A 24,344-nucleotide genomic window follows, 5' to 3' on the forward strand; every position below is an offset into this window, starting at 1 on the left:
CTCAGGCGCGCCCGAGCACCGCCCGTGCGTGCCGCAGCACCGGCTCATCGACCATGCGGCCCTCGAAAGCGAACACGCCGCGCTCGCCTTCCGCCGCGTCGATGACGCGGTGCGCCCACGCGAGCTCCTCGTCCGCCGGGCGGTACGCGTCGCGGACGATCTCGACCTGCGAGGGGTGGATGCACGCGGTCGCCGCGAACCCGGAAGCCACGGCGTCGGACGCCTCGGCGCGCAGACCGTCCGCGTCGGCGATGTCGAGGTGCACGGCGTCGATCGCGGCCTTGCCGTGGGCGCCGCAGGCGAGCAGCACGCGGGAGCGGGCAGCGCGCGCGACATCCCGGTACCGCCCGTCCGGGAATCGCGAGGAGGAGCCGCCCAGGCTCGCCACCAGATCCTCTGCACCCCACATCAGCGCGACGACGCGGTCGACCGCAGCGATGCGCTCGGCCTCGACGACGCCGCGCGCCGTCTCGCAGAGCGCGACGATGTTGTACCCGGGGCGCAGGTCGGCGATCTCGTCGGCGCTCTCCGCCTTCGCGATCATCAGAGTGCGGAAATGGGTCTGCGCAACGGCATCCAGATCCTTCTCGTGGTCGGCCGTCCCGATCGGGTTGACACGCACGATCACCCGCGCAGGGTCGAGGGAGTCCGCACCGGCGATCAGCGCCGTGCGTGCGGCATCCTTCGCATCGGACGCGACGGCATCCTCGAGGTCGATGATCACGGCATCCGATCGCTCGGCCGCCTTCGCATACCGCTCCGGCCGATCCGCCGGGCAGAACAGCAGCGCGGGCCCGAGTCCGAAGGCGCTCATGCCGGGCTCATCTTCATCAGCGCGGTGCGCGTCGCACGCGCGACCACGGTGCCGTCCTGGTTCACGCCGGTGTGCGCGAGCACCACGATGCCCTGGCCGGGTCGCGACTTCGACGCGCGCTTCGAGACGACGATCGTCGACACCGACAGGGTGTCGCCGGCGAACAGCGGATGCGGGAACTCGATGTCCGACAGACCCAGCTGCGCGATGAGCGTGCCCTGTGTGAGGTGCCCGACGGAGAGGCCGACCATGGTCGACAGGGTCCACATCGAGTTCACCAGCGGCCGCCCGAACTCGGTGCCGGCCGCGTACGCGGCATCCACGTGCAGCGCCTGGGGGTTCATCGTCAGCGCGCTGAACAGGGTGTTGTCGGCGTCCGAGACCGTGCGTCCCGGCGTGTGCCGGTAGGTGACGCCCTCCTCGAGTTCGTCGTAGTACAGGCCGCGCTGGGTGACGGTGCTCATACCCGTCACGCTAGCCCGAGCGACCGCGCGATCACCAGCAGCTGCACCTCGGTCGTGCCCTCGCCGATCTCGAGGATCTTCGAGTCGCGGTAGTGGCGTGCGACCGGGTACTCGTTCATGAACCCGTTTCCGCCGAAGATCTGGGTGGCGTCGCGGGCGTTGTCCATCGCCGCGTCGCTCGCGGTCAGCTTGGCGATCGCCGCCTCGACCTTGAACGGCTTCCCCGCAGCGCACAGCCGGGCCGCGTGCTGCCAGGCGAGGCGGGCGTTGTGCACGCGGGCCTGCATCCGGGCGATCGTGAACTGCGCGTTCTGGCGGGTCGAGAGCGCCTCGCCGAACACGGTGCGCTTCTGCGCGTAGTCGATGGCCGCCTCGAGGCATCCCTGGGCAGCGCCGGTCGACAGGGCGGCGATCGCGATGCGGCCCTCGTCGAGGATCTTCAGGAAGCCGGCGAAGCCGCGGCCGCGCTCGCCGAGCAGGTTGCCCTCGGGCACACGCGCATCGGCGAAGGTGAGCGGATGCGTGTCGGAGGCGTGCCAGCCGACCTTGTCGTAGGCGGGCTCGACGGTGAACCCCGGGGTGCCGTTCGGCACGATGATGGTGGAGATCTCCTTGCGGCCGTCCTTCTCGTCGGTGACGGCGGTGACGGTGACGAACCGGGTGATGTCGGTGCCCGAGTTGGTGATGAACTGCTTGCTGCCGTTGATCACCCACTCGCCGCCTTCGAGGCGCGCGGTGGTGCGGGTGGCGCCGGCGTCGGATCCTGCCTCGGGCTCGGTCAGGCCGAAGCCGGCGAGCGCCTGCCCGGCGAGCAGGTCGGGCAGCAGCTCCGCCTTCTGCTGTTCGGTGCCGAAGTGGAACACCGGCATTGCTCCCAGGCTCACACCGGCCTCGAGCGTGATCGCGATCGACTGGTCGACGCGGCCGAGCTCCTCCAGTGCGATGCCGAGGGCGAAGTAGTCGCCGCCCTGGCCGCCGACCTCCTCGGGGAACGGCAGGCCGAACAGCCCCATCTCACCCATCTGCCGAACGACGTCGAGGTTCAGGGTGTGGGTGCGATCGGCCTCGTAGGCCTGCGGGGCGACGACCTCGTCGGCGAAGTCGCGCACCATCGCGCGGAGCTCGCGCTCCTCTTCGGTCAGCTCAAGGGACATGGGCTCTCTCCTCGTGGGATCAGGATTCGGGTGCGACGACGGCGAGCAGCTGATCGCGGCTCACCTGGTTGCCGACGGCTGTGTGCAGGGCGAGCACGCCGTCGTGCGGGGCGAGGAGCGGATGCTCCATCTTCATCGCCTCGATGGTGATGATGCGCTGCCCGGCGGTGACGGCTTCGCCGTCGGACGCGTGCACGACAGTGACGGCGCCGGGCATCGGCGCGCGCAGGTTCGGGTCGGTCGCGCCCTCCGCGCGCTCGCGGTTCGCGAGCCGGTGCGCCGCCGCCTCACGCCGGCTGAGCGGGCGAAGAGCGGATGCCGCGCCGTCTGAGTGCACCCAGATCGTGCCGTCAGGGGACACCTGCACGACCGGGGTACGGATGCCGGGCGCATCTGCCGAATCGGTCGTGCGAGTGTTCCCGGGTCGTGCATCCGTACCGGAGAGCGTCCCATCGGATGCCTCGAACCACTGCACCCGGGGCGCGGTGGCGTCGCCGAGGCGCCAGCCGTCGCCGGCGCGCCACAGCGGGGAGGCGTGCGGACGTGCCTTGTCCACGACCGGAGGCACAGCGGATGCCGCGGCGCGCAGCGCCGCATCCGTCGGGGTGGGGTCCTCGAAGGGAGGCATCCGGTCGATGAGTCCGGTGTCCATGTCGCCCGCGACGACCACCGGGTCGGCGAGCAGCGCGCGCAGGAAGGCGATGTTGCTCTCGACGCCCAGCAGCACGGTGTCGGCGAGCGCGTCGTCCAGCCGAGCGAGTGCCTCGGCGCGATCCGCGCCGTGCGCGATGACCTTGGCGATCATCGGGTCGTAGTCGGCGGTGACGACGCTGCCGGTCTCGACCGCAGCGTCCGAACGCGCGTCGGGCGACGGCGTCCACTGCAGCACGTCGCCGGTCGCAGGCAGAAAGCCGCGCGCCGGAGACTCGGCGTACACGCGCGCCTCGATCGCGTGGCCGGACAGCGTCACGTCCTCCTGCACGATCGCCAGCGGCAGGCCCGCGGCGATGCGCAGCTGCTGCTCGACCAGGTCGATGCCGGTGACCAGCTCGGTGACCGGATGCTCCACCTGCAGGCGCGTGTTCATCTCGATGAAGAAGAACTCGCTGGTGTCGGCGCCCGCGACGAGGAACTCGACGGTGCCGGCGCCCCGATAGCCGATGGATGCCGCGGCCGCGCAGGCCGCCGCACCGATCCGTGCCCTGGTCTCCTGGTCGATCACGGGGGAGGGCGACTCCTCGACCACCTTCTGGTGCCGGCGCTGCAGGGTGCACTCGCGCTCGCCGAGGTGGATCACGGTTCCGGCCGCATCGCCGAGCACCTGCACCTCGATGTGCCGGGGGCGCTCGATCAGCCGCTCCAGCAGCAGGGTGTCGTCGCCGAACGACGACCGGGCCACTCTGCGTGCGGTCGCCAGCGCGTCGTCCAGCTCGGCGGCCTCGCGCACGATCTGCATGCCCTTGCCGCCGCCGCCGGCGGAGGGCTTGATCAGCAGCGGGAAGCCGGCGGCGACCGCGGCATCCGCGATCTCGGTATCCGACATGCCGGCCGCGCTGAAGCCGGGCACGGTCGGCACGTCGTGCGCGGCGACGTGCGCCTTCGCGCGGATCTTGTCGCCCATCACGTCGAGCGCGCGCTCGTCGGGGCCGATGAACACGATGCCGGCCTCGGCGCAGGCGTGCCCGAACGCGGCGTTCTCGGAGAGGAAGCCGTAGCCGGGGTGGATCGCCTGCGCGCCCGTGGCCTTCGCCGCGTCGATGACGGCGTCGATGGACAGGTACGACTCGGATGCCGCGGCCGGACCGATCCGCACCGCCTCATCCGCCTCTGCGACGTGCGGCGCGGTGACGTCGGCGTCGCTGTACACGGCGACGGAGCGGATGCCGAGGCGCCGCAGCGTGCGGATCACGCGGCGCGCGATCTCGCCGCGGTTCGCGACGAGGACGGTGTCGAACAGTTCGGCATCCGCGGGTCCTGAGCGAGGAGCGGAGCGACGAGACGAAGGGCGCTCAGGAACCGACAATGTCTCGGGTCCTGAGCGTCCTTCGTCTCGTTTCGCTCGCTCAGGAACCGGAGCGCCCTCGGGCGTTGAGCGAGCGACGAAGGAGCGAGACGAAACGTCTTCAGCGCGGGAGTCAGTCATGGTCATCACATCCGGAAGACGCCGAAGCGCGGTTCGGGCAGGGGAGTGCGGGAGACGACGTCGAGCGCGAGACCCAGCACGTCGCGGGTCTGCAGGGGGTCGATGACGCCGTCGTCCCAGAGCCGGGCGGTGGCGTAGTAGGGGCTGCCCTGCTCGTCGTACTTCGCGCGGATCGGCGCCTCGAAGTCGGCGCGCTCCTCGGCGGTCCACGCGCCGCCGAGCTGCTCGTCCTTCACCGTCGACAGCACCGAGGCGGCCTGCGGGCCACCCATCACGGAGATGCGGCTGCCGGGCCAGGTCCACATGAATCGCGGCGAGTAGGCCCGCCCGCACATCGCGTAGTTGCCGGCGCCGAACGATCCGCCGATCACGACGGTGAGCTTCGGCACTCGGGTGGTCGCCACGGCGGTGACCATCTTCGCGCCGTCACGGGCGATGCCGCCCGCCTCGGCGTCCTTGCCGACCATGAAGCCGGAGATGTTCTGCAGGAACAGCAGGGGGATGCCGCGCTGGTCGCACAGCTCGATGAAGTGCGCGCCCTTCTGCGCCGACTCGCTGAACAGCACGCCGTTGTTGGCGAGGATGCCGACCGGATGCCCGTGGATGCGGGCGAAGCCGGTGATCAGCGTCTCGCCGTAGAGCCTCTTGAACTCGTGCAGCTCGCTGCCGTCGACCAGCCGGGAGATCACCTCTCGGGCGTCGTAGGGCTGGTTCACGTCGACGGGCACGACCCCGTACAGCTCGGCGGGGTCGGCCACCGGGGGTTCTGCCGGCAGCACCTCCCATGCGGGCTCGTCGGGCATCGGCAGCGTGGCGACGATGTCGCGCACGATCTCGAGGGCGTGCTCGTCGTCCTCGGCGAGGTGGTCGGCCACGCCCGAGCGGCGGGCGTGCAGGTCGCCGCCACCCAGCTCCTCGGCGGTGACGACCTCTCCGATCGCCGCCTTCACCAGCGGCGGGCCGCCCAGGAAGATCGTGCCCTGGTTCCGCACGATCACGGTCTCGTCGCTCATGGCCGGTACGTAGGCGCCGCCGGCGGTGCATGATCCGAGCACGGCGGCGATCTGCGGGATGCCCTGCGCCGACAGGTTCGCCTGGTTGTGGAAGATGCGCCCGAAGTGATCGCGGTCGGGGAACACCTCGTCCTGCATCGGCAGGAAGGCCCCGCCGGAGTCGACCAGGTAGATGCAGGGCAGGCGGTTCTCCAGCGCGATCTCCTGCGCCCGCAGATGCTTCTTCACCGTCATCGGGAAATAGGTGCCGCCCTTGACCGTCGCGTCGTTGCAGACGACCATCACGTGCCTGCCGTGCACCAGGCCGATGCCGGCGATCACGCCGGCCGCCGGTGCCTGGTCGTCGTAGAGACCGGATGCCGCCAGGGGCGCGACCTCGAGGAACGGGCTGCCCTCGTCGAGCAGCCGGTTGACCCGGTCGCGGGGGAGCAGCTTGCCGCGGGCGACGTGCCGTTCGCGGGAGCGCTCGGGGCCGCCGAGTGCGGCTGTGGCGAGGCGCTCGCGCAGGTCGTCGGCGAGGGCCTGCTGCGCGTCGTGGTTCGTGAGCTGCGTCATCGCATCCTCTGAAGTTCAGTTAGTGATCATTCACTGAGTTAATTCAGAGTAACCGAATCGGCACGTGCCCGCAATGGTCGTAGGCTTCCCGCATGACCGCCTATTTCGAGCGCCTCGGCGAGACGACCTTCAGAGCGACCGGTGCCACCGAGGGCGCCTGGAACGTGGAGGAGCAGCACATCGCCCCGACGTTCGGCCTGCTCGCGCACCTGATGCAGCTCGAGCACGCGTCCCGTCACGAGCATCCCCTCACTCTCGCCAAGGTGACCTACGACATCCTCGGTGTCATCCCCATCGACGTCGTCGACGTGGCGGTGCGGGTGCTGCGGCCCGGGCGCACGATCGAGCTGATCGAGGCGACGCTGAGTCACGACGGCCGTCCGGCGGCCGTCGGGCGGGGCTGGTTCATCAAGGCGCACGACACGGCGGATGTCGCAGGCACAGCGTTCCCGGCGATGCCGCCTCGTGACGGGATGCCGAAGTGGGATGCTCCGGGGTGGCCCGGAGCCTTCGTGAGAACCCCCGACATCCGCCGCATCGAGGGCTTCCCCGGCCGCGCGCACGCCTGGGTGCGGCCGCTGCTGCCGCTGATCGAGAGCGAGGAGGTCAGTCCGACGGCCCGGATGCTGGGATACGTCGATCTCGCGAACGGTCTGACTCCGCGGGTTGCGCCGGGGGAGGCCGCGTTCCCGAACCTCGACCTCAGTGCGCACCTGCTGCGTGAGCCGGTCGGCGACTGGATCGGATTCGACACCACCATGAGCATCGGCCCGGCCGGGCTCGGCATCACCCACACGGTGCTGCACGACGACGCGGGTCCGATCGGCACGTCGGTGCAGGAGCTCACGGTCCGGCCGCTGCCTACCGGCTCCGGCTCCTGAGCGGGCGCCTTCTCCCACCCGGCTCCTGAGCGAGCGCCTTCACCCACCCGGCTCCTGAGCGAGCGCCTTCTCCCTGACCCGGCTCCTGAGCGAGCACCTTCTCCCACCCGGCTCCTGAGCGAGCGGAGCGAGACGAAGGACGTGGCGCCCTTCGTCACTTCGCCTCGCTCCGCTCGCTCAGCACGGCGCTCCCTCGTTCCTCGCTCGCTCAGGACCCGGGAGCGGCCCGGATTTCTCGCAGACGCCCTCCCTGTGCAAGCATCCTGCGTGGGCGCATACCTGCGCCGCGACGCGAAGGAGCACGGGATGGCTGACGCAGACATCAAGAAGGGCCTCGCCGGTGTGGTCGTCGACACGACCGCGATCTCGAAGGTGAACCCCGAGACCAACAGCCTGCTGTACCGCGGATATCCGGTGCAGGAACTCGCCGCGACCCAGCCGTTCGAGGCAGTCGCGTACCTGCTCTGGAGCGGCGAGCTGCCGGATGCCGCGCAGCTGGCCGAGTTCCAGCGGCGCGAGCGCGCTCTGCGTGCACTGGACGAGCGCACCGTCGCCCTGTTCGATCTGATCCCGGTCGAGGCTCACCCGATGGACGTCGTGCGCACGGTGGTCAGCCACCTCGGCACCCTCGACGACACCCTGAACCGTCCCGGTGGCTGGACGGATCCCGATCTCGACCTCGGGCGTGCCCTGTACCTGTTCGCCCAGCTGCCGACCATCATCGCGGCCGTGCAGCGCCGCCGTCGGGGTCAGGATCCGATCGCTCCGCGCGACGACCTGGACTACTCCGAGAACTTCCTCTGGATGACCTTCGGCGAGCTGCCTTCCGCCGCCGCGGTCGACGTGTTCCGCATCTCGATGGTGCTGTACGCCGAGCACTCGTTCAACGCCTCGACGTTCACCGCCCGGGTGATCGCCTCGACCACCGCGGACCTGTACTCGGCCGTGGTCGGCGCGATCGGTGCGCTGAAGGGGCCGCTGCACGGCGGCGCCAACGAGGCCGTGATGCACATCTTCGACGAGATCGGATCGGCCGAGAACGTCGTGCCCTGGCTCGACGACGCCCTGGCCAAGAAGAAGAAGATCATGGGCTTCGGGCACCGGGTCTACAAGAACGGCGACTCGCGGGTGCCGACCATGAAGGCGGCCCTCGACCGGCTCATCGCCGAGTCCGGCCGCACCGACCTCGGCGAGCTGTACGAGGCGCTCGAGAAGGAGTTCGTCGCGCGCAAGGGCATCTACCCGAACCTCGACTATCCGTCCGGTCCGGCCTACAACATCCTCGGCTTCGAGACCGAGGTGTTCACGCCGCTGTTCATCGCCGCGCGCGTGACCGGCTGGACCGCGCACATCATGGAGCAGGCGGCCTCGAACGCTCTGATCCGCCCGCTGTCCGCGTACAGCGGTGTCGACGAGCGGCACGTCTCGTCCTGACATCCGCCCCGAGATCCGCGCGACCTCTCGAGTTCTGCGCGACATCCGAGTGAGACCCTGAGTTCTGCACGAGACCCGCGTGCAGAACGCGGGTCTCGTGCAGAAGTCGGGGTCTCGCAACAGAGAGCACGGCGGCACGGCGCGACGGAGGACGATCCGTACATCGATGTAGGGTGACAGTGTCCGCATCCGTGGTCGCTGAGGGGGAGATGTGGCCGTCACACTGCATGACGTGGCTCGGGCCTCGGGCGTCTCCATCAAGACGGTCTCGAACGTCATCAACGGCTACCCGCACATCCGCCCTGCGACCAAGGAGCGGGTCGAGCAGGCCATCGCCGAGCTCGGCTACACGCCGAATCTCACGGCGCGCAGCCTGCGTTCCGGTAAGACGGATGCCATCGCGCTGGCGCTTCCGGACCTCGCGCTGTCGTACTTCGCCGAGCTCGCGGCATCCGTGATCGAGGCGGCGGAGGCATCCGGTCTCTCGGTGCTTGTGGAGCAGACCGGCGGCGATCGCGATCGCGAGCTGGAGCTGCTGCGCAGCCCGCGCCGTCAGCTCACCGACGGGCTGATCTTCAGCGCCCTGGGCATGGATCAGGACGACGTCGCGCGCCTGGACGTGCCCTATCCGATGGTGCTGCTCGGCGAGCGGATCTTCGACGGCCCGACCGATCACGTCACCATGCGGAACGTGGATGCCGCGCGCGCGGCGACCGAGTACCTGATCGCCTCCGGGCGCCGCCGCATCGCGGTCGTCGGCGCGCACGAGGGCGAGGTGGTCGGCTCGGCCGCGCTGCGACTGCAGGGGTACCGCGAGGCGCTGGATGCCGCCGGCATCCCGTTCGACGAGGAGCTGATCGGCCACACGACGTTCTGGCATCGCGCCAACGGCGCTCTCGCCATGCGCGAGCTGCTCGCCGGCGGCGTGCAGTTCGACGCGGTGTTCGGGCTGAACGACACGCTCGCGCTCGGGGCGATGCGCGTGCTGCAGGCTTCCGGCCACAGGGTGCCCGACGACATCGCCGTGATCGGCTTCGACGGTCTGGATGAGGCGGAGTATTCGATCCCGTCCCTGACCACGGTCGACCCGGGCCGGGAGTGGATCGCCCGCACCGCGGTCTCCACGCTGCGCGAGCGCATCGACGGATCCGTCGAGGGGCCCGCGCGCACGCTGCTCGCCGACTTCCGCGTGCTCGAGCGCGAGTCCGCCACCCGCTGATCCGCCGCTTCGCGGCATCCGTCTTCCCGACGTTGACAGATTCCGGGCTTCACGTCAGAATACTTCTACAACGTTTACTACAACGTTGTAGAAGCGGGACGCCTCCACCACTTGTGCGGAGGCACGACATCGCAGTCATGCACCCCGAGAGGACGAACAGCACAATGAAGTCACGGATCCTGGCCGCCGCCAGCCTGGCCGGAATCGCCGCCATCGCGGCGACGGCCCTCACCGGCTGCTCCGGCAGCGCCGACGCAAGCGGCGACTCCGACACGATCACGTTCATGTTCCGCGGAAGCGACGCGGAGAAGGCCGCGTACACCGCGGCGATCGAGGAGTTCGAGAAGGCGAACGACGTCAAGGTGAAGATCATCATGACCACCGCCGACGAGTACAGCACCAAGCTCAAGGCGGCGATCGCCGGCAAGAAGATCCCAGATGTCTTCTACATCGACCCGGGCAGCGTGCAGGCCTACGTCAAGTCCGGCATCGTGAAGGACATCACCGAAGAGGTCGAGAGCACCGTCGACCTCGACAACGTGTGGCAGTACGGCGTGGACAGCTACCGTTTCGACGGCAAGCTGATGGGCCAGGGCGACATCTACGCGATGCCCAAGGACGTCGGCCCGTTCTCGTTCGGCTACAACAAGACGATGTTCGAGAAGGCCGGCATCCCGCTGCCCGACAAGGACAAGCCCTACACCTGGGACGAGTTCCGCGACGTCGCCAAGAAGCTCACCCAGGACACGAACGGCGACGGCAAGCTCGACCAGTGGGGCACCGGCCTGAACGTGGTCTGGAACCTGCAGGCGTTCGTGTGGTCGAACGGTGGCGACTGGCTGAACAAGGACCGCACCAAGGTCACCGTGGACAGCCCCGAGTTCACCGAGGCGCTGCAGTACTTCGCCGACCTCAGCACCAAGGACGGCGTCACGCCCTCCACATCCGACGCGCAGACGCTGGACACCTACCAGCGCTGGATGAAGGGCGAGATCGGCTTCTTCCCGGTCGGCCCGTGGGACGTCCCCACCTACGAGAAGCTCGACTTCGACTGGGACCTGATTCCCTACCCGGCAGGCTCCACCGGTGAGACCGCCACCTGGACCGGCACGCTCGGCATCGCCGTGGCCGAGACCACCAAGAACGCGGACATGTCGACAAAGCTCGCCATCTACCTGTCCACCGACCCCACCGCGCAGCAGTCGCTGGTGGATGCCGGGGTGCAGATCCCGAACCTGAAGGACATGGCCGACAAGTGGGTGTCGTCCTCGACCCTGCCGCCGGCGAACAAGCAGGAGTTCCTCGACATCGTGCAGGACTACGGTCGCGCGCTGCCCGCGAACACCACCTACAGCGCCGAGTGGTACGACGAGCTCTGGAAGAACATCCAGCCCGTGCTGGACGGCAAGCAGACGGCCAAGGACTACCTCAAGGAAGTCCAGCCGCGCATGCAGCAGCTGCTGGACAAGGCCAACGCCGACGCCGGTATCGGCTGATCAGCCGGGGGATGCTGCGGATCGCGGCATCCCCCTTCCACCCGTCCCACCCATCTGGAGGTGAACCATGGCGACGACTTCGCCGTATATGACGCGCCGCTCGAAGTTGCACCGGCGCGAGCACCTGGCCGCGGCAGGATTCATCGCGGCGCCCGTGCTCGGGTTCCTGATCTTCGTCGGCTACCCGCTGGTCTTCGCCGTGTACGCCTCGTTCACCAAGTGGACCGGCCTCAGCGAGCCGGTCTTCAACGGGCTCGACAACTACGTCGACATGATGAACGACCCGTACTTCTGGAAGGCGATGGGCAACACCGTCTTCATGATGATCGGCATCCCGATCGGGCTCGTCATCTCGCTGCTGCTCGCCCTCGCGCTGAACCGTCGGATGCGGGGCACGACGTTCTTCCGCACCGTGTACTACGTGCCGGTGATCTCGTCGCTCGCCGCGGTCGCGATCCTCTGGCAATGGGCGTACAACGGCGACTTCGGCCTGGTGAACCAGGTGCTCGCGATCTTCGGGATCGACGGGCCGAACTGGCTGCAGGACGCCGCCTGGGCCAAGCCTGCGATCATCATCATGGCGGTGTGGAAGGGCATCGGATTCTCGATGCTGCTGTACCTGGCCGCGCTGCAGTCCGTGCCCCGTCACCTGTACGAGGCCGCCGCGATCGACGGCGCCGGGGCGTTCGCGCAGTTCCGGCACATCACCGTCCCGATGCTGCGCCCCGTCACCTTCTTCCTGGTGGTGACCAGCATCATCGGCGGTGCGCAGATCTTCATCGAGATCAACATCATGACCCCCACCGGCGGACCCGAGTTCTCCACCGCATCCATCGTCTGGTACATCTGGCAGAAGGCGTTCAACTACCTCCAGATGGGCTACGCGACAGCGATGTCGGTCGTGCTCGGCGTGCTGGTCTTCATCGTCACGGCGATCCAGTTCCAGCTGAACCGTCGCTCCGAGTTCTCCATCGAGTGAGGCAGCCATGACCATCACCGCCCCAGACACCATGGCCGTCGTCGTGCCCGAGAGCGCAGACGAGCCCGGCCCCAAGCGGCTGTTCCGCAAGGGACCCGGCGACCCCACCGGCAACTCGTCGGCCCCGGTCGGCATGCGCTCGCGTTCCTACCGCACCATGAACGTGATCCTCACGATCGTGCTGTCCATCGGCGGCATCGCCATGATCGCGCCGCTGCTGTGGACGTTCAGCACCTCGCTGAAGACCAAGCAGGCCGTGTTCGCCCTGCCCCCGCAGTGGATCCCCGACCCCGTGGTCTGGGAGAACTACGTGCGGGTGTGGAGCGCGGGGCCGCTCGCCAGCGGCATCATGAACAGCGTCATCGTCTCGGTGAGCGTCACGGTAGTCGGCACCATCACCTCGGCGATCGCCGCCTTCGCGTTCGCGAAGATGCGGCTGCCGTTCAAGAACGTGGTCTTCCTCTCGCTGCTGGTCGCGATCATGATCCCGTTCCCGACGATCATGATCCCGCAGTTCAAGATGTTCGGCGATGCAGGCCTGGTCGACACCCTGTGGCCGCTGATCCTGCCTGGCCTGTTCGGGAACATCGTGATGATCTTCTTCCTGAAGCAGTACCTGGACTCGGTGCCGGACTCGATCATCGAGGCCGCGAAGCTCGACGGCGCGGGCTACCTGCGCATCTTCTTCACGCTGATCTTCCCGGCCATCCGTCCGGCGATCGCGGCGCAGTTCATCCTGTGGTTCATGGCGGTGTGGAACGACTACCTCGCGCCGATCATCTACTTGAACTCGCCAGAGAAGCAGACCCTGCAGCTGGTCATCGCGAGCTTCAACGCGACCTACGCCAGCCAGACCGACTACCCGCTGATCATGGCGGCGTCGTTCATCGCGCTGATCCCGGTGCTGATCGTGTTCATCGTGTTCCAGCGGCAGATCATCGAGTCGGTCGCGCTGACGGGGGCGAAGGCATGAGCGTCGGGTGGGCCGGACGGGTCATGCGGATGCTGGGGTTCATCACCACCCTGGTCGCGGTCAACCTGCTGGTCATCGCAGGCGCCGCGGTGGGTCTGATCGTGCTCGGGCTGTTCCCCGCGCTGGTCGCCGGCGGCACCGTTCTGCTGCTCGGCCCGGGGGAGCGGGGCGTGCTGCGGACCTTCCTCGGCGTGTACCGCGCCAAGTTCCGCCGCGCGAACGTGGTCGGCGCACCATTTCTGATCGCGGGGGTGCTGCTGCTGGCGGATGCCATGGTGCTGCCGCGTCTGGCGGGGCCGGCAGGCGCCGTACTGCTGGTGGTCACCGGCCTGATCGCGGCGGCCGTGCTGGTCGTGGCATCCGTCGCCGTGGCCCTGCTGGTGCGCTACGACGACCCGGCGCCGCTGGTGCTGCGGCACGCGGTGCTGGTCGCCGCGGGCAGCCCCGGCGCCGCGCTCGCGGTCGTCGTGACGGCCGTCGCGATCACCGCGGTCGGGCTCACCGTGCCCGTGCTGCTGCCGCTCGTCGGCATCTCCCTCCCGCTGCTGCTCGTCATCAAGGTGTTCGACAGGCGCCTGATGAGCCTCGATCCCGGGCATCCGCTGCTCGCTTCCTGACCCCGACCATCCGGCGGCGTACGACGCCGCGCCCTGCCGTGCTGCCCGCCCGGCCCGACTCCGAAGGAATCACCCGTGACCACTGCACGCATCACCGTCGACCGCAACGAGGTCGTCGCCCCGATCAACCGCCGCATCTTCGGCTCGTTCGTCGAGCACCTCGGGCGCTGCGTCTACGACGGCATCTACGAGCCCGGCCACCCCACCGCGAACGAGGACGGCTTCCGCCTCGACGTGGTCGAGCTGGTCAAGGAGCTCGGCTCCACCACCATCCGCTACCCCGGTGGCAACTTCGTCTCGGGCTTCCGCTGGGAGGACTCGGTCGGCCCCCGCGACCAGCGACCGGTGCGCCGAGACCTGGCCTGGCACTCGATCGAGACCAACCAGGTCGGTGTGGACGAGTTCAGCCGCTGGCTGAAGCTCACCGGCTCGGAGCTGATGATGGCCGTGAACCTCGGCACCCGCGGCATCGAGGCGGCGCTCGACCTGCTCGAGTACAGCAATCACCCGTCCGGCACCGCGCTCAGCGACCAGCGCATCGCCAACGGCACCGTGGAGCCTCACGACGTGCGCATGTGGTGCCTCGGCAACGAGATGGACGGCCCGTGGCAGACCGGCTACATGACCGCCGATGACTACGGCAAGCTCGCCGCGCGCACCGCACAGGCCATGAAGACCGCCGACCGCACGCTCGAGCTGGTGGTGTGCGGATCGTCCGGGTCGAGCATGCCGACCTTCGGCGACTGGGAGCGCACCGTGCTCGAGCACGCCTACCAGCACGTCGACTACATCTCCTGCCACGCCTACTACCAGGAGCGCGGCGGCGACCTCGACTCGTACCTCGCCTCGTCACTGGACATGCAGTACTTCATCGAGACGGTCGTCGCGACGGCCGACCACGTGGGCAACAAGCTGAAGTCGAAGAAGAAGATCCAGCTCTCCTTCGACGAGTGGAACATCTGGTACCTCGACGAGCACCAGGCCTCCGACGAGGTCAACGACGAGTGGCGCGTCGCGCCGCGCCAGCTCGAGGACGTGTACTCGGTGGCGGATGCCGTGGTGCTGGGCAACCTGATGATCACGCTGCTCAAGAACCACGACCGCGTCACCAGCGCCTCGCTCGCACAGCTGGTCAACGTGATCGCCCCGATCATGACCGAGCCCGGCGGCGACGCCTGGCGGCAGACCACCTTCTTCCCGTTCTCGGTGACCTCGCGCCTTGCGCGCGGTGAGGTGCTGCGACCCCGCATCGACGTCGGCACCTACGAGACGGCCGTGTACGGCGCGGCTCCGCTGGTCGACGCAGTCGCGACGACGTCGGATGAGGGTTCGGCAGTCTTCCTGGTGAACCGCGGACGTGAGGATGCGGAGGTCAGCATCGACCTGTCCTCGCTCGGTGTCGCGACGGTGGCCGAGGCGGTCACGCTCTGGGACGAGGACGTGTACGCCAAGAACACGCTCGAGGATCAGAACCGCGTCGGGCTGAAGCAGCTCGAGGGAGCCGTGCTCGCCGACGGTGTGCTGACGGTGACGCTGCCCCCGGTCTCCTGGTCGGCGGTCGCACTCTCCTCGGTCGGCGCATGAACACCAGGGCGCGCCTGGCGAGCGTGGTGTCGGCCGGGGTCGCGGTGACCGCGCTCGCCGGGTGCGCACCGGCATCCGCTCTGGTGCTTCCGGAGCTGTCCGGTGACGTGTTCGTGCACGACCCCGCCTACGTCCGGCAGGCCGACGGCGGCGCGTCGTACGTCTACTCGACCGGCAACGGGCAGATCGCCGACGGCAACATCCAGATCCGGCGCTCCGAAGACGACGGGTCGTGGGAGTACGTCGGCGAGGTGTGGCAGCAGAAGCCCGCGTGGCTGGCCGAGGCGGTGCCCGGCGTCGAGAACCTGTGGGCGCCGGAGCTCTACGAGCACGACGGCACCTGGTACCTCTACTACGCGGCATCCACCTTCGGCAGCAACCACTCGGCGATCGGCCTGGCGACCAACACCACGCTCGATCCCGACGACCCCTCCTACGAGTGGGTCGACCGGGGGAAGGCGATCGCTTCGGACACGACCGACGACTTCAACGCGATCGATCCTGCGATCGTCGAGGACGCCGACGGCACGCCGTGGATGGCCTTCGGGTCATTCTGGGGCGGGCTGAAGCTGGTGCAGCTGCAGTGGCCGAGCGGGCTGCGGGCGGATGCCGCGAGCCCGATCGCCCTCGCGGACCGCGGTCTCGTCGAGAACGCGATCGAGGCGCCCTACATCGCGCACAGGGACGGCTGGTTCTACCTGCTGGCCTCGCGCGGCTTCTGCTGCCGAGGCGTCGACAGCACCTACGAGATCATCGTCGGGCGGTCTCATTCGGTCGAGGGGCCCTACCTGGATCGTGACGGCGGGAAGCTGCTCGATGACGGCGGCACGGTGCTGCTGACCACTGAAGGGGATCGGGTCGGCCCCGGCGGGCAGTCCGTCTCGGGCGACGTGCTCGCCTTCCATTGGTACGACGCGGCCGCCGACGGTGTCGCGACCCTGGGTCTCGAGCCCCTGCAGTGGCGGGACGGGTGGCCGGTTGTCGCCGGCTCTTGATTTCCACTCCGGTCGCAATGGATGCTGGTTCGTGACCGGTCACACCCACATCGATCGCGACCGGAGCAGGAGGAACCCATGAACGGTCCCGTCACCCCCACCGCCGCAGCATCCGTCGCCGACCGGCCGGTGCCGCTGGAGGCGGTGCGCTTCGCGCCGGAAGGGATGCTGGGCGCGTGGCAGAGCCGCAACGCGGCGGCCACGCTGCCGCACTGCATCGCCCAGCTCGAGGCCGGCGGGGCGCTGCCGAACATGCGCCGCGTCATCGGGGAGTACGACGGGCCGTTCGTCGGCTTCCAATTCTCGGACTCCGACATCTACAAGGTGCTCGAGGCGGTCGGCTGGGAGGCCGGGCGCAGTGACATCTCCGCGCTGCTGCCGTGGGTGGACGAGACCGTCGCCCTGCTGCAGCGCGCCCAGCGCGCAGACGGGTATCTGAACTCGCACTTCCAGGTGGATGCTCCGGACCGTGTCTTCGCCGATCTGCGCTGGGGGCACGAACTGTACTGCCTCGGTCACCTGCTGCAGGCCGGAGTCGCCTGGGCCCGCACGGTCGGGCGCACCGACATCCTCGAGATCGGTCTGCGCTTCGCGGCCCTCGTCGACGAGCGGTTCGGGCCCGCCGGCGAGGAGGGCGTGTGCGGGCACGCCGAGATCGAGACCGCGCTCGTCGAGGTGCACCGTGTCACGGGCGACGAACGCTGGCTGCGGCTGGCCGAGGTGTTCGTCGACCGTCGAGGGCATCACAGCGTGGGTGAGGACCGCTTCGGGTACCACTACTTCCAGGATCACACTCCGGTGCGCGAGGTCACCGATGCCACCGGCCACGCCGTGCGGCAGCTGTACCTCGCCGCGGGCGTCGCCGACGTCGCCGCCGAGACGGGCGAGCGGGCGCTGCTCGAGGCGGACGAGCGCATCTGGAGCAGCGCCTTCGGCGAGAAGCAGTACATCACCGGCGGGCTCGGCTCGCGGCACCGCGACGAGGCGTTCGGCGACCCGTTCGAGCTGCCGCCGGACCGTGCGTACGCGGAGACCTGCGCGGCGATCGCCGGGTTCCAGTTCTCCTGGCGGATGCTGCTCGCCACCGGCGACAGCCGCTACGCGGACGAGATGGAGCGCGCACTCGTGAACGCGATCGCCGAGTCGACCTCGCTGGACGGCACCTGCTTCTTCTACTCCAGCCCGCTGCAGCTGCGCACCCACCGCGACGGTGTGCACGAGCAGGCGCCGTCGGAACGCGCGTCCTGGTACGAGTGCGCGTGCTGTCCGCCGAACCTGGCCAGGCTGCTGTCGTCACTGCACGGCTACGCGGCCACCGTCGCCGACGGTCGACTGCGGCTGCAGCTGATCGCGGACTGCTCGATCGACCTGCGCGCTGCCGGCGTCGGTGCGGGCTCGCTGCACGTTCGCACCGGATACCCGTGGGACGGCGATGTGCTGCTGCAGTTCGACGAGCCCTTCGCGGGCCGACTAGAGGTGCGTCGGCCCGCCTGGGCGACGGACGCCTCGGTCGACGGCCTGCCCGTGACGGATGCCGGATACCTGGTGCTGGACGGATCCTCCGCACCTCTCACCGAGGTGCGCATCTCGTTCGGGATGCCGGTGGTCGTGCGGACCCCGCACCCGCACATCGACGCCGCGCGCGGCACGGTCGCCGTCACCCGAGGACCCGCGGTGTACTGCCTCGAGCAGGCCGACCTGCCCGCAGGCGTGGTGCTCGAGGACGTGGTGGTCGACCCCGCCGCGGCGTGGGTGGTGGATGCTGCGCCGATCCCGGCATCCGGATGGACGGCGCCCGCCCTGCGCGGACGCGCGCGAGCGCGCACGCCGGATGCCGGGGAGACGTATCCGGCGTGGCATCCGTCAGCACCTGCCGGAGGCGAGCCCGGCGCGAAGCCGATCGACGTGCGGCTCATCCCGTACGCGCTCTGGGGCAATCGCGAGCCCGGCGCGATGCGGGTGTGGCTGCCGACACAGTGAGACCCGCGTGACATCCCGACTTCCGCGTGAGACCCGCGTGCTGCACGTGGGTCTCACGCGGAAGTCGAGGTCTCGCGGGGATCTCGGGCCTGCCGGGCAGAAAGCGCGCGCCATAGACTGCGATCATGCGCTTCGGAATGTTCATCCCCCAGGGCTGGCGGTTCGATCTCGTGGGCATCGAGCCCGCCGACCAATGGGCGGCGATGCGTTCGCTCGCGCAGGCGGCGGATGCCGGGCCGTGGGAGTCGCTCTGGGTCTACGACCACTTCCACACCACTCCGATCGCGAGCGAGGAGGCGACGCACGAGGCCTGGACGCTGATGTCGGCGTTCGCGGCCTCGACCAGCCGCATCCGGCTCGGGCAGATGTGCACCTGCATGTCGTACCGCAACCCGGCGTATCTCGCGAAGGTCGCGGCGACCGTCGATGTCATCTCCGGCGGCCGCGCCGAGATGGGTATCGGCGGTGGATGGTACGAGCATGAATGGCGGGCGTACGGCTACGGATTCCCGTCGGCCGGCGACCGGCTGCGCCGGCTCGACGAGGGCGTGCAGATCATGCGCCAGGCGTGGACCACCGGCAGCGCGACGCTGGACGGCAAGCACTACCAGGTGGACGGGGCGATCGTCCGCCCGCTGCCGCTGCAGCCCGGCGGCATCCCGCTGTGGATCGCCGGCGGCGGCGAGAAGGTGACCCTGAAGATCGCCGCCAGGTACGCCTCGTACACGAACTTCGGCGGAACGCCGGAGGAGTTCAGCCGCAAGAGTGAGATCCTGCGCGCGCACACCGTGGATGTCGGCACCGACTTCGACGCGATCGTGCGCTCGACGGATTACAACACGGTCATCGGCAGCACCGAGGCCGAGGTCGAGGACCGGCTCGCGACGATCGAGGCGCGGCTCCGGCCGCATCTCGGCGACCTGACCGACGGCGCCATGCAGAACTACCGCGGCGACGCGGCGCTCTGCGTCGGCACGCCGGAGCAGATCGTGGAGCGGCTGCGCGACATGTCGGCCCGAGGCCTGGAGTACTCGATCCACTACTTCCCCGAGGCGGCCTACGACCGCTCCGGCATCGAGCTCTTCGAGCGCGAGGTCATCCCCGCGCTGCGCTGAACCCGCGCCACCGCCCCCGCGGCACGAGATCCGGTCGAGATCTCCGCGACCTCCCGAGATCGGCGCGAGACCCACGTGCAGAACGTGGGTCTCACGCCGATTTCAGGGTCTCACGAGGAACTCGCCGGATGCCGCGGGCTCGACCCGCCAGGCCTGGCGCAGCTCAACCCCGCGCGACGTCGAACTCGATCGCGCTCCACGACAGTGCGGGGAGCGTCAGACGGGCCGTCCCGGCGTCGAGCGCGACGCCGTCCAGCCGGCGCAGCCCCACAGCGCCCTGCGCATCGAGCGTGTTCGCCGTGTGCCGGTCGCCGCCGTCCGGGATCGTCAGCACCTCGGCCGACCGCACTCCGGTCGCCCGCAGCCCGTGCAGATCCAGATCGACCGTGGCATCCGAAGCCAGCGAGCGGTTCGCGACGAACAGCGCGAGCCGGCCGTTCCCCTCGTCCCAGGTGGCGACGGCGTCGACCTCGTCGACGTCGCCGTACTGCTTCGTCGCGCCCTGCGTCGACGACACCGCCAGCCGCATGATCTGCCCGCGGGCCATCCGCGACATCCGTGCGAAGGGCCAGAACGACGCCTGTCGCCAGGCCGGGCCGTCCTCCTCGGAGCGGATCGGCGCGATGACGTTCACGAGCTGCGCCTGGTTCGCGATCTTCACGCGGTCGCCGTGCCGCAGCAGGCTGTGCAGGAAAGTGCCGACGACCACGGCATCCGTCACCGTGTAGGTGTCCTCGATCAGACGCGGGTGCTCGCGCCAGCCGGCGGCCGCGACCGCGGCCTCCTCCTCGTCGTTGAACCTGTCGAAGTCCCACACGTTCCACTCGTCGAACGAGATGTCCACCTGCTTGGTGTGCTTGCCCGCCGCCTTGACCGCGTCGATCGTGGCGATGACGCCGTCGATGAACGCATCCATCTCGACGCCCTCGGCGAGGAACGACGCCGCATCGCCGTCCGACTCGCGGTAATACGCGTGCATCGAGATGTAGTCGACCTCGTCGTAGGCGTGCGTGAGCACGGTGTGCTCCCAGGTGCCGAAGGTCGGCATGCCGCGGTTGGACGAGCCGACCGCGACCAACTCGATCGACGGGTCGACGAGTTTCATCGCCTTCGCCGTCTCCTGCGCCAGCCGGCCGTACTCGTGAGCGGTCTTGTGCCCGATCTGCCACGGCCCGTCCAGCTCGTTGCCCAGGCACCACAGCTTGATGTCGAACGGATCCTCCGCACCGTTGCGTCGCCGCAGGTCGGACAGGTAGGTGCCGCCGGGATGATTGGCGTACTCGACGAGCGAGCGAGCCTCCTCGACGCCTCGGGTGCCGAGGTTGATGGCCTCCATCACCTCGACGTCGGCCTCGCGCGCCCAGTCCACGAACTCGTGCAGCCCGAACGCGTTGGTCTCGATCGTGTGCCAGGCGCCGTCCATCCGCACCGGGCGGTCGGCCACCGGCCCGACCCCGTCCTCCCAGCGGTACCCGGAGACGAAGTTGCCCCCCGGGTACCGCACCACCGTCGGCCCCATCTCGCGCACCAGCTCGAGCACGTCGGTGCGGAAGCCGCGGGCATCGGATGCCGGATGCCCTGGTTCGTAGATCCCGGTGTACACGCAGCGCCCCATGTGCTCGACGAACGAGCCGAAGAGCCGGCGTGGCACCTCGCCGATCGTGAAGTCGCGGTCGATCGTGATGCGGGCGTTGGTCATGAGGGGTCCTTTCGAGAGGGGAAGGGTGTCACTGACCGCCGAAGCCGCTGGTGGCGACGCCCTTGACGATCTGCTTCTGGAAGACGAGGAACACGATGATCAGCGGCAGCGCCGCCAGCACGGCCTGCGCCATCACCTGCGCGTACTGCACGCCGTACGCGCTGATCACGGTCTGCAGCCCGACCGGCAGGGTCATCAGCGTGGTGTCGTTGATGACCAGGAACGGCCACAGGAAGTTGTTCCACGCGCCGATGAACACGAAGATCGCGACGGATGCCAGGATCGGCCGCGACAGCGGCAGCACGATCGACCAGAAGATGCGGAACCTGCTGGCACCGTCGACACGGGCTGCGTCCTCGAGCTCGATCGGCACCGCGTCGAAGAAGCGCTTCAGGATGAACACCATCGCCGGCGCCACCACCTGCGGCAGGATCAGCCCCCACGGGGTGTCCACCAGGTTGAAGGCGAGCATCTCGTAGAACAGCGGGATGATCAGCACCTGCGGCGGCACCACGATCGAGGCGATGATCACCACGAACAGCCAGCGCCGGCCCTTGAAGTCCAGTCGCGAGAACGCATAGGCGGCACCGGCCGAGATCGCCACGGTGATCAGGGTGACCACCGCCGAGGTCCACAGGCTGTTCCAGGCCCAGACGTACACGTTGCCCTGGGACAGCACCGAGGTGAAGGCCTCGGCCGTCGGGCCGCTCGGGCCGATCCAGCCGGGGTCGCCGGATGCGGCATCCGTCTCGGTCTTGAACGACGTCGCGACCGCCCACAGGAACGGCAGCAGCCAGCCGACCGCCATCAGGGCGAGCACGACGAAGGCGATGACACGGGTCGGGCCGAAGCGGCGGGTGCCCGGCTTGCGCACCCGGTTCCCAGCGGAACCAGGGGCGATCAGAGTGCTGGTCGCGGTGGTCATCGCGACTCCTTCCGACGGCGTGTGATCAGCGCCTGCACGACGCCGAGGATGATGATGATCGCGAAGAACACGTACGAGATCGCGGCCGAGTAGCCGAACCGGTACCCGACGAATCCGGTCTCGTAGATGTACTGCACGATCGACCGGGTGGTGTCGCTGGAGAGGCCGCCCATCATCTGGTAGGCCTGGTCGAACAGCTTCAGGGATGCCAGGATCTGCAGCAGCACGATCACGGTCGTCGCCGGTCCCAGCTGCGGCAGCGTGATCGACCAGAACTGTCGCCACGGGCCTGCGCCGTCCAGCGCCGCTGCCTCGTACTGCTGCGCCGGGATGTTCTGCAGCGCGGCCAGGTACAGCAGGAAGTTGAACCCCACGGTCCACCAGATCGTGGCGATCGTGATCGCCATCAGGTTCGTGTCGGGGTTCTGCAGCCAGGCGATCGGCTCGAGCCCGAGCGCCTTCAGGATGTTGTTCGCCGCGCCGATCTGCGGGTTGAAGATCCACACCCAGATCTGCGAGATCACGGTGGAGGCCAGCAGGTACGGCATGAAGAACGACAGCCGCCACAGCCACTGGCCTGGCAGCCCGCGATCCACGAGCACGGCCATCACGAGGGCGATGATGACGAGCGGGATGGTCGAGATCACCGTGAACCAGGCGGTGTTGCCCAGCGCGCCCCACATCACGGGATCGGTGATCGCCTCGGCGTAGTTCGCGCCACCGACCAGGTCGCCGCCGGCGCCGGTCAGCGACTGGTTCGTGAAGCTCAGGTAGAAGCCGTGCAGGATCGGCCAGGCCATGAACAGCACGAAGGCGATCAGGAACGGCGCGAGGAACACCCAGCTGATCAGCTGTTCATTGCGTCCGCCGGCATGACGTCGGAACGGGGATGCCGGGCGACCGGTGACGATGGTCGTGGTGGTGGGGGCGGTGACGGTCATGACCGGCTCCCCTCGGGATCCGCCGGGTTGGGTTGGCTGAGGAAGCGGTTCACGCGCGTCGTGAACCGGTCGATCGCGGCGGCGGGGTCGGACCCGCTCAGCAGCGCGGGCTGCGCGGCGGCGCCGAACTCGCCCTGGAAGTTCGAACCGGAGCCGGTGAACCAGGCGGGCGGGTCGTAGACGACGTAGGTCGCGGCCTCGGCGTAGTGCGCCTGCGGCACCAGATCCTGGTATTCGGGGGACTCGGTGATCGGCAGGTAGGCGGGGATGTGCCCGGCCTTGGCCCAGTCGAACGAACCCTTCAGCATGTCTGCGATGAACTGGTAGGTCAGCGTGCGATGCTGCTCGTTCGGTCTGGTCTGGTGCGGCAGCACGAAGGAGTGCGAGTCGGCGTAGGCCGCCCTGGTGCCGAAGATCGGCGGGATCGGAGCCACGTCGAACGGGATGCCGGCGTCCTGCATCGTGCGCAGCTCCCACACACCGGTGAGGAACATGCCGCTCTTGCCGGTGGAGAACTCGGCGACCGCGGTGCCGTAGTCGCTCTGCTGCGCCGCGAGCTTGCCGTCGAGCAGGGTCTGCATGAACGTGAGCGATTCGACCGCCACATCCGTGTCGATGTCTGCGGTGCCGCCCTCGGGAAGCTTCATCTCGGTGCCGTGCTGGGCGTAGAGCGTGTAGAACAGCCGCCACATCTGGGCTCCGTCGCCGAGGTAGCCGTACGAGAGGCCATGACCGCCTGCTGCCTCGGCGACTGCCGAGACGATGTCGAGGAACTCCTCGGGCGAGGTCGCCTCCTTCAGCCTGCCGTCCGAGTCGAGCACACCGGCCTTTCCGCAGATGTCGGTGTTGTACATCAGCACGAACGGGTGGGCGTCGAGGGCGATGCTGAGGTGCTTGCCATCCACCTCGCCCTTCTGCCAGATCGGTTTCGGGAAGGTCTGCTCGTCGACGCCGAGCTCGGCCAGGCGGTCGAGATCCCAGGCATCCAGCAGGCCGCCGGGGGCCCAGCCGAGCACGCGCGTGGCGTGCATGATGGCGACGTCGGGGGCACGGCCGCCGGCCGCGGCCATCGCGAGCTTCGTGTAATACGGAGTGCCCCAGGCGAGCACGGTGGGGCGGATGCGGTAGGCATCCTGCGCCTTGTTCACGCCGTCGAGCAGCGACGACATGATCACGCCGTCACCGCCGGAGAGCAGATGCCAGAACTGCAGCGTCTGCGTTCCTGAAGCGGTGGCGGCGGGGGAGCAGCCGGCGAGCAGCGCCGCGCCGGCGGTGACGGCGGACGCGGTGAGGAACTGCCGCCGTGAGAGATCCAACGGTGGGGTCATCGTCACTCCTTCGTGGACGATCGGGGTTGCCGACA

At 68.9% G+C, this 24,344-nt stretch carries 20 protein-coding genes; 11 read left to right on the plus strand and 9 right to left on the minus strand.

All coding sequences use genetic code 11. The annotated features are described in order from the left end of the window. Position 1 precedes the first annotated feature (1 nt). The 5 genes from ACFVDO_RS09870 to ACFVDO_RS09890 all read right to left on the minus strand — a co-directional run bounded on the left by ACFVDO_RS09870 (position 2) and on the right by ACFVDO_RS09890 (position 6,143). The gene (locus tag ACFVDO_RS09870) at positions 2-814 is read right to left on the minus strand and encodes an HpcH/HpaI aldolase/citrate lyase family protein (RefSeq protein WP_378858863.1); all 813 of its coding nucleotides are present in this window, start codon (positions 812-814) and stop codon (positions 2-4) included. Beyond that, positions 811-1,278, minus strand: coding sequence for a MaoC family dehydratase (locus ACFVDO_RS09875; RefSeq protein ID WP_378858864.1), 468 nt, complete (start codon positions 1,276-1,278; stop codon positions 811-813). Before ACFVDO_RS09875 ends, ACFVDO_RS09870 begins: the two co-directional genes overlap by 4 nt. A 5-nt stretch (positions 1,279-1,283) precedes the next feature. Then, on the minus strand, positions 1,284-2,432 hold the full coding sequence (locus ACFVDO_RS09880; protein WP_378858865.1) for an acyl-CoA dehydrogenase family protein: 1,149 nt from the start codon (positions 2,430-2,432) through the stop codon (positions 1,284-1,286). A gap of 19 nt (positions 2,433-2,451) precedes the next feature. Then, positions 2,452-4,455 (minus strand): acetyl/propionyl/methylcrotonyl-CoA carboxylase subunit alpha, encoded by a 2,004-nt coding sequence (locus ACFVDO_RS09885; protein WP_378858866.1) that lies wholly within the window; start codon positions 4,453-4,455, stop codon positions 2,452-2,454. Positions 4,456-4,580: 125 nt separating this feature from the next. Further along, positions 4,581-6,143, minus strand: coding sequence for a carboxyl transferase domain-containing protein (locus tag ACFVDO_RS09890; protein ID WP_378858867.1), 1,563 nt, complete (start codon positions 6,141-6,143; stop codon positions 4,581-4,583). Between the two features lie 92 nt (positions 6,144-6,235). On the opposite strand from ACFVDO_RS09890, the gene ACFVDO_RS09895 reads away from it, so the two are divergent. From ACFVDO_RS09895 to ACFVDO_RS09945, 11 genes are all read left to right on the plus strand, one after another. Beyond that, complete coding sequence (locus tag ACFVDO_RS09895; RefSeq protein WP_378858868.1) at positions 6,236-7,024, plus strand: thioesterase family protein; 789 nt, start codon at positions 6,236-6,238, stop codon at positions 7,022-7,024. A 306-nt stretch (positions 7,025-7,330) separates the two neighbouring features. Next, complete coding sequence (locus tag ACFVDO_RS09900) at positions 7,331-8,458, plus strand: bifunctional 2-methylcitrate synthase/citrate synthase (protein ID WP_378858869.1); 1,128 nt, start codon at positions 7,331-7,333, stop codon at positions 8,456-8,458. Positions 8,459-8,669: 211 nt separating this feature from the next. Further along, positions 8,670-9,677 (plus strand): LacI family DNA-binding transcriptional regulator, encoded by a 1,008-nt coding sequence (locus ACFVDO_RS09905; RefSeq protein WP_378858870.1) that lies wholly within the window; start codon positions 8,670-8,672, stop codon positions 9,675-9,677. 164 nt (positions 9,678-9,841) lie between these two features. Beyond that, on the plus strand, positions 9,842-11,173 hold the full coding sequence (locus tag ACFVDO_RS09910) for an ABC transporter substrate-binding protein (RefSeq protein ID WP_378858871.1): 1,332 nt from the start codon (positions 9,842-9,844) through the stop codon (positions 11,171-11,173). 67 nt (positions 11,174-11,240) lie between these two features. Then, positions 11,241-12,152 (plus strand): carbohydrate ABC transporter permease, encoded by a 912-nt coding sequence (locus ACFVDO_RS09915; RefSeq protein ID WP_378858872.1) that lies wholly within the window; start codon positions 11,241-11,243, stop codon positions 12,150-12,152. A 7-nt stretch (positions 12,153-12,159) separates the two neighbouring features. Next, positions 12,160-13,125, plus strand: coding sequence for a carbohydrate ABC transporter permease (locus ACFVDO_RS09920; RefSeq protein WP_378858873.1), 966 nt, complete (start codon positions 12,160-12,162; stop codon positions 13,123-13,125). After that, positions 13,122-13,742: a YesL family protein gene (locus ACFVDO_RS09925; protein WP_378858874.1), complete on the plus strand. Its 621-nt coding sequence runs from the start codon at positions 13,122-13,124 to the stop codon at positions 13,740-13,742. Before ACFVDO_RS09920 ends, ACFVDO_RS09925 begins: the two co-directional genes overlap by 4 nt. Before the next feature lie 75 nt (positions 13,743-13,817). Beyond that, positions 13,818-15,326 (plus strand): alpha-N-arabinofuranosidase, encoded by a 1,509-nt coding sequence (locus ACFVDO_RS09930; RefSeq protein ID WP_378858875.1) that lies wholly within the window; start codon positions 13,818-13,820, stop codon positions 15,324-15,326. Then, positions 15,323-16,321, plus strand: a complete 999-nt coding sequence (locus ACFVDO_RS09935; RefSeq protein ID WP_378858876.1) for an arabinan endo-1,5-alpha-L-arabinosidase — start codon at positions 15,323-15,325, stop codon at positions 16,319-16,321. The genes ACFVDO_RS09930 and ACFVDO_RS09935 overlap by 4 nt, the downstream gene beginning before the upstream one ends. 78 nt (positions 16,322-16,399) lie before the next feature. After that, a complete protein-coding gene (locus ACFVDO_RS09940; RefSeq protein ID WP_378858877.1) occupies positions 16,400-18,301 on the plus strand; it encodes a glycoside hydrolase family 127 protein in 1,902 nt (633 codons plus the stop codon). Between the two features lie 125 nt (positions 18,302-18,426). After that, positions 18,427-19,416 (plus strand): LLM class F420-dependent oxidoreductase, encoded by a 990-nt coding sequence (locus ACFVDO_RS09945; RefSeq protein WP_378858878.1) that lies wholly within the window; start codon positions 18,427-18,429, stop codon positions 19,414-19,416. A gap of 163 nt (positions 19,417-19,579) precedes the next feature. On the opposite strand, the gene ACFVDO_RS09950 is transcribed toward ACFVDO_RS09945, so the two are convergent. The 4 genes from ACFVDO_RS09950 to ACFVDO_RS09965 are packed head-to-tail and all read right to left on the minus strand — an operon-like array spanning position 19,580 to position 24,309. Then, positions 19,580-21,115 (minus strand): alpha-N-arabinofuranosidase, encoded by a 1,536-nt coding sequence (locus tag ACFVDO_RS09950; RefSeq protein WP_378858879.1) that lies wholly within the window; start codon positions 21,113-21,115, stop codon positions 19,580-19,582. Between the two features lie 28 nt (positions 21,116-21,143). Beyond that, on the minus strand, positions 21,144-22,040 hold the full coding sequence (locus ACFVDO_RS09955) for a carbohydrate ABC transporter permease (protein ID WP_378858880.1): 897 nt from the start codon (positions 22,038-22,040) through the stop codon (positions 21,144-21,146). Continuing rightward, positions 22,037-22,981: a carbohydrate ABC transporter permease gene (locus tag ACFVDO_RS09960; RefSeq protein WP_378858881.1), complete on the minus strand. Its 945-nt coding sequence runs from the start codon at positions 22,979-22,981 to the stop codon at positions 22,037-22,039. The genes ACFVDO_RS09955 and ACFVDO_RS09960 overlap by 4 nt, the downstream gene beginning before the upstream one ends. Continuing rightward, a complete protein-coding gene (locus ACFVDO_RS09965) occupies positions 22,978-24,309 on the minus strand; it encodes a substrate-binding domain-containing protein (protein ID WP_378858882.1) in 1,332 nt (443 codons plus the stop codon). The genes ACFVDO_RS09960 and ACFVDO_RS09965 overlap by 4 nt, the downstream gene beginning before the upstream one ends. Between the last annotated feature and the right edge of the window lie 35 nt (positions 24,310-24,344).

The organism is Microbacterium sp. NPDC057741 (genome assembly GCF_042798735.1).
Classification (GTDB): Bacteria; Actinomycetota; Actinomycetes; order Actinomycetales; family Microbacteriaceae; genus Microbacterium.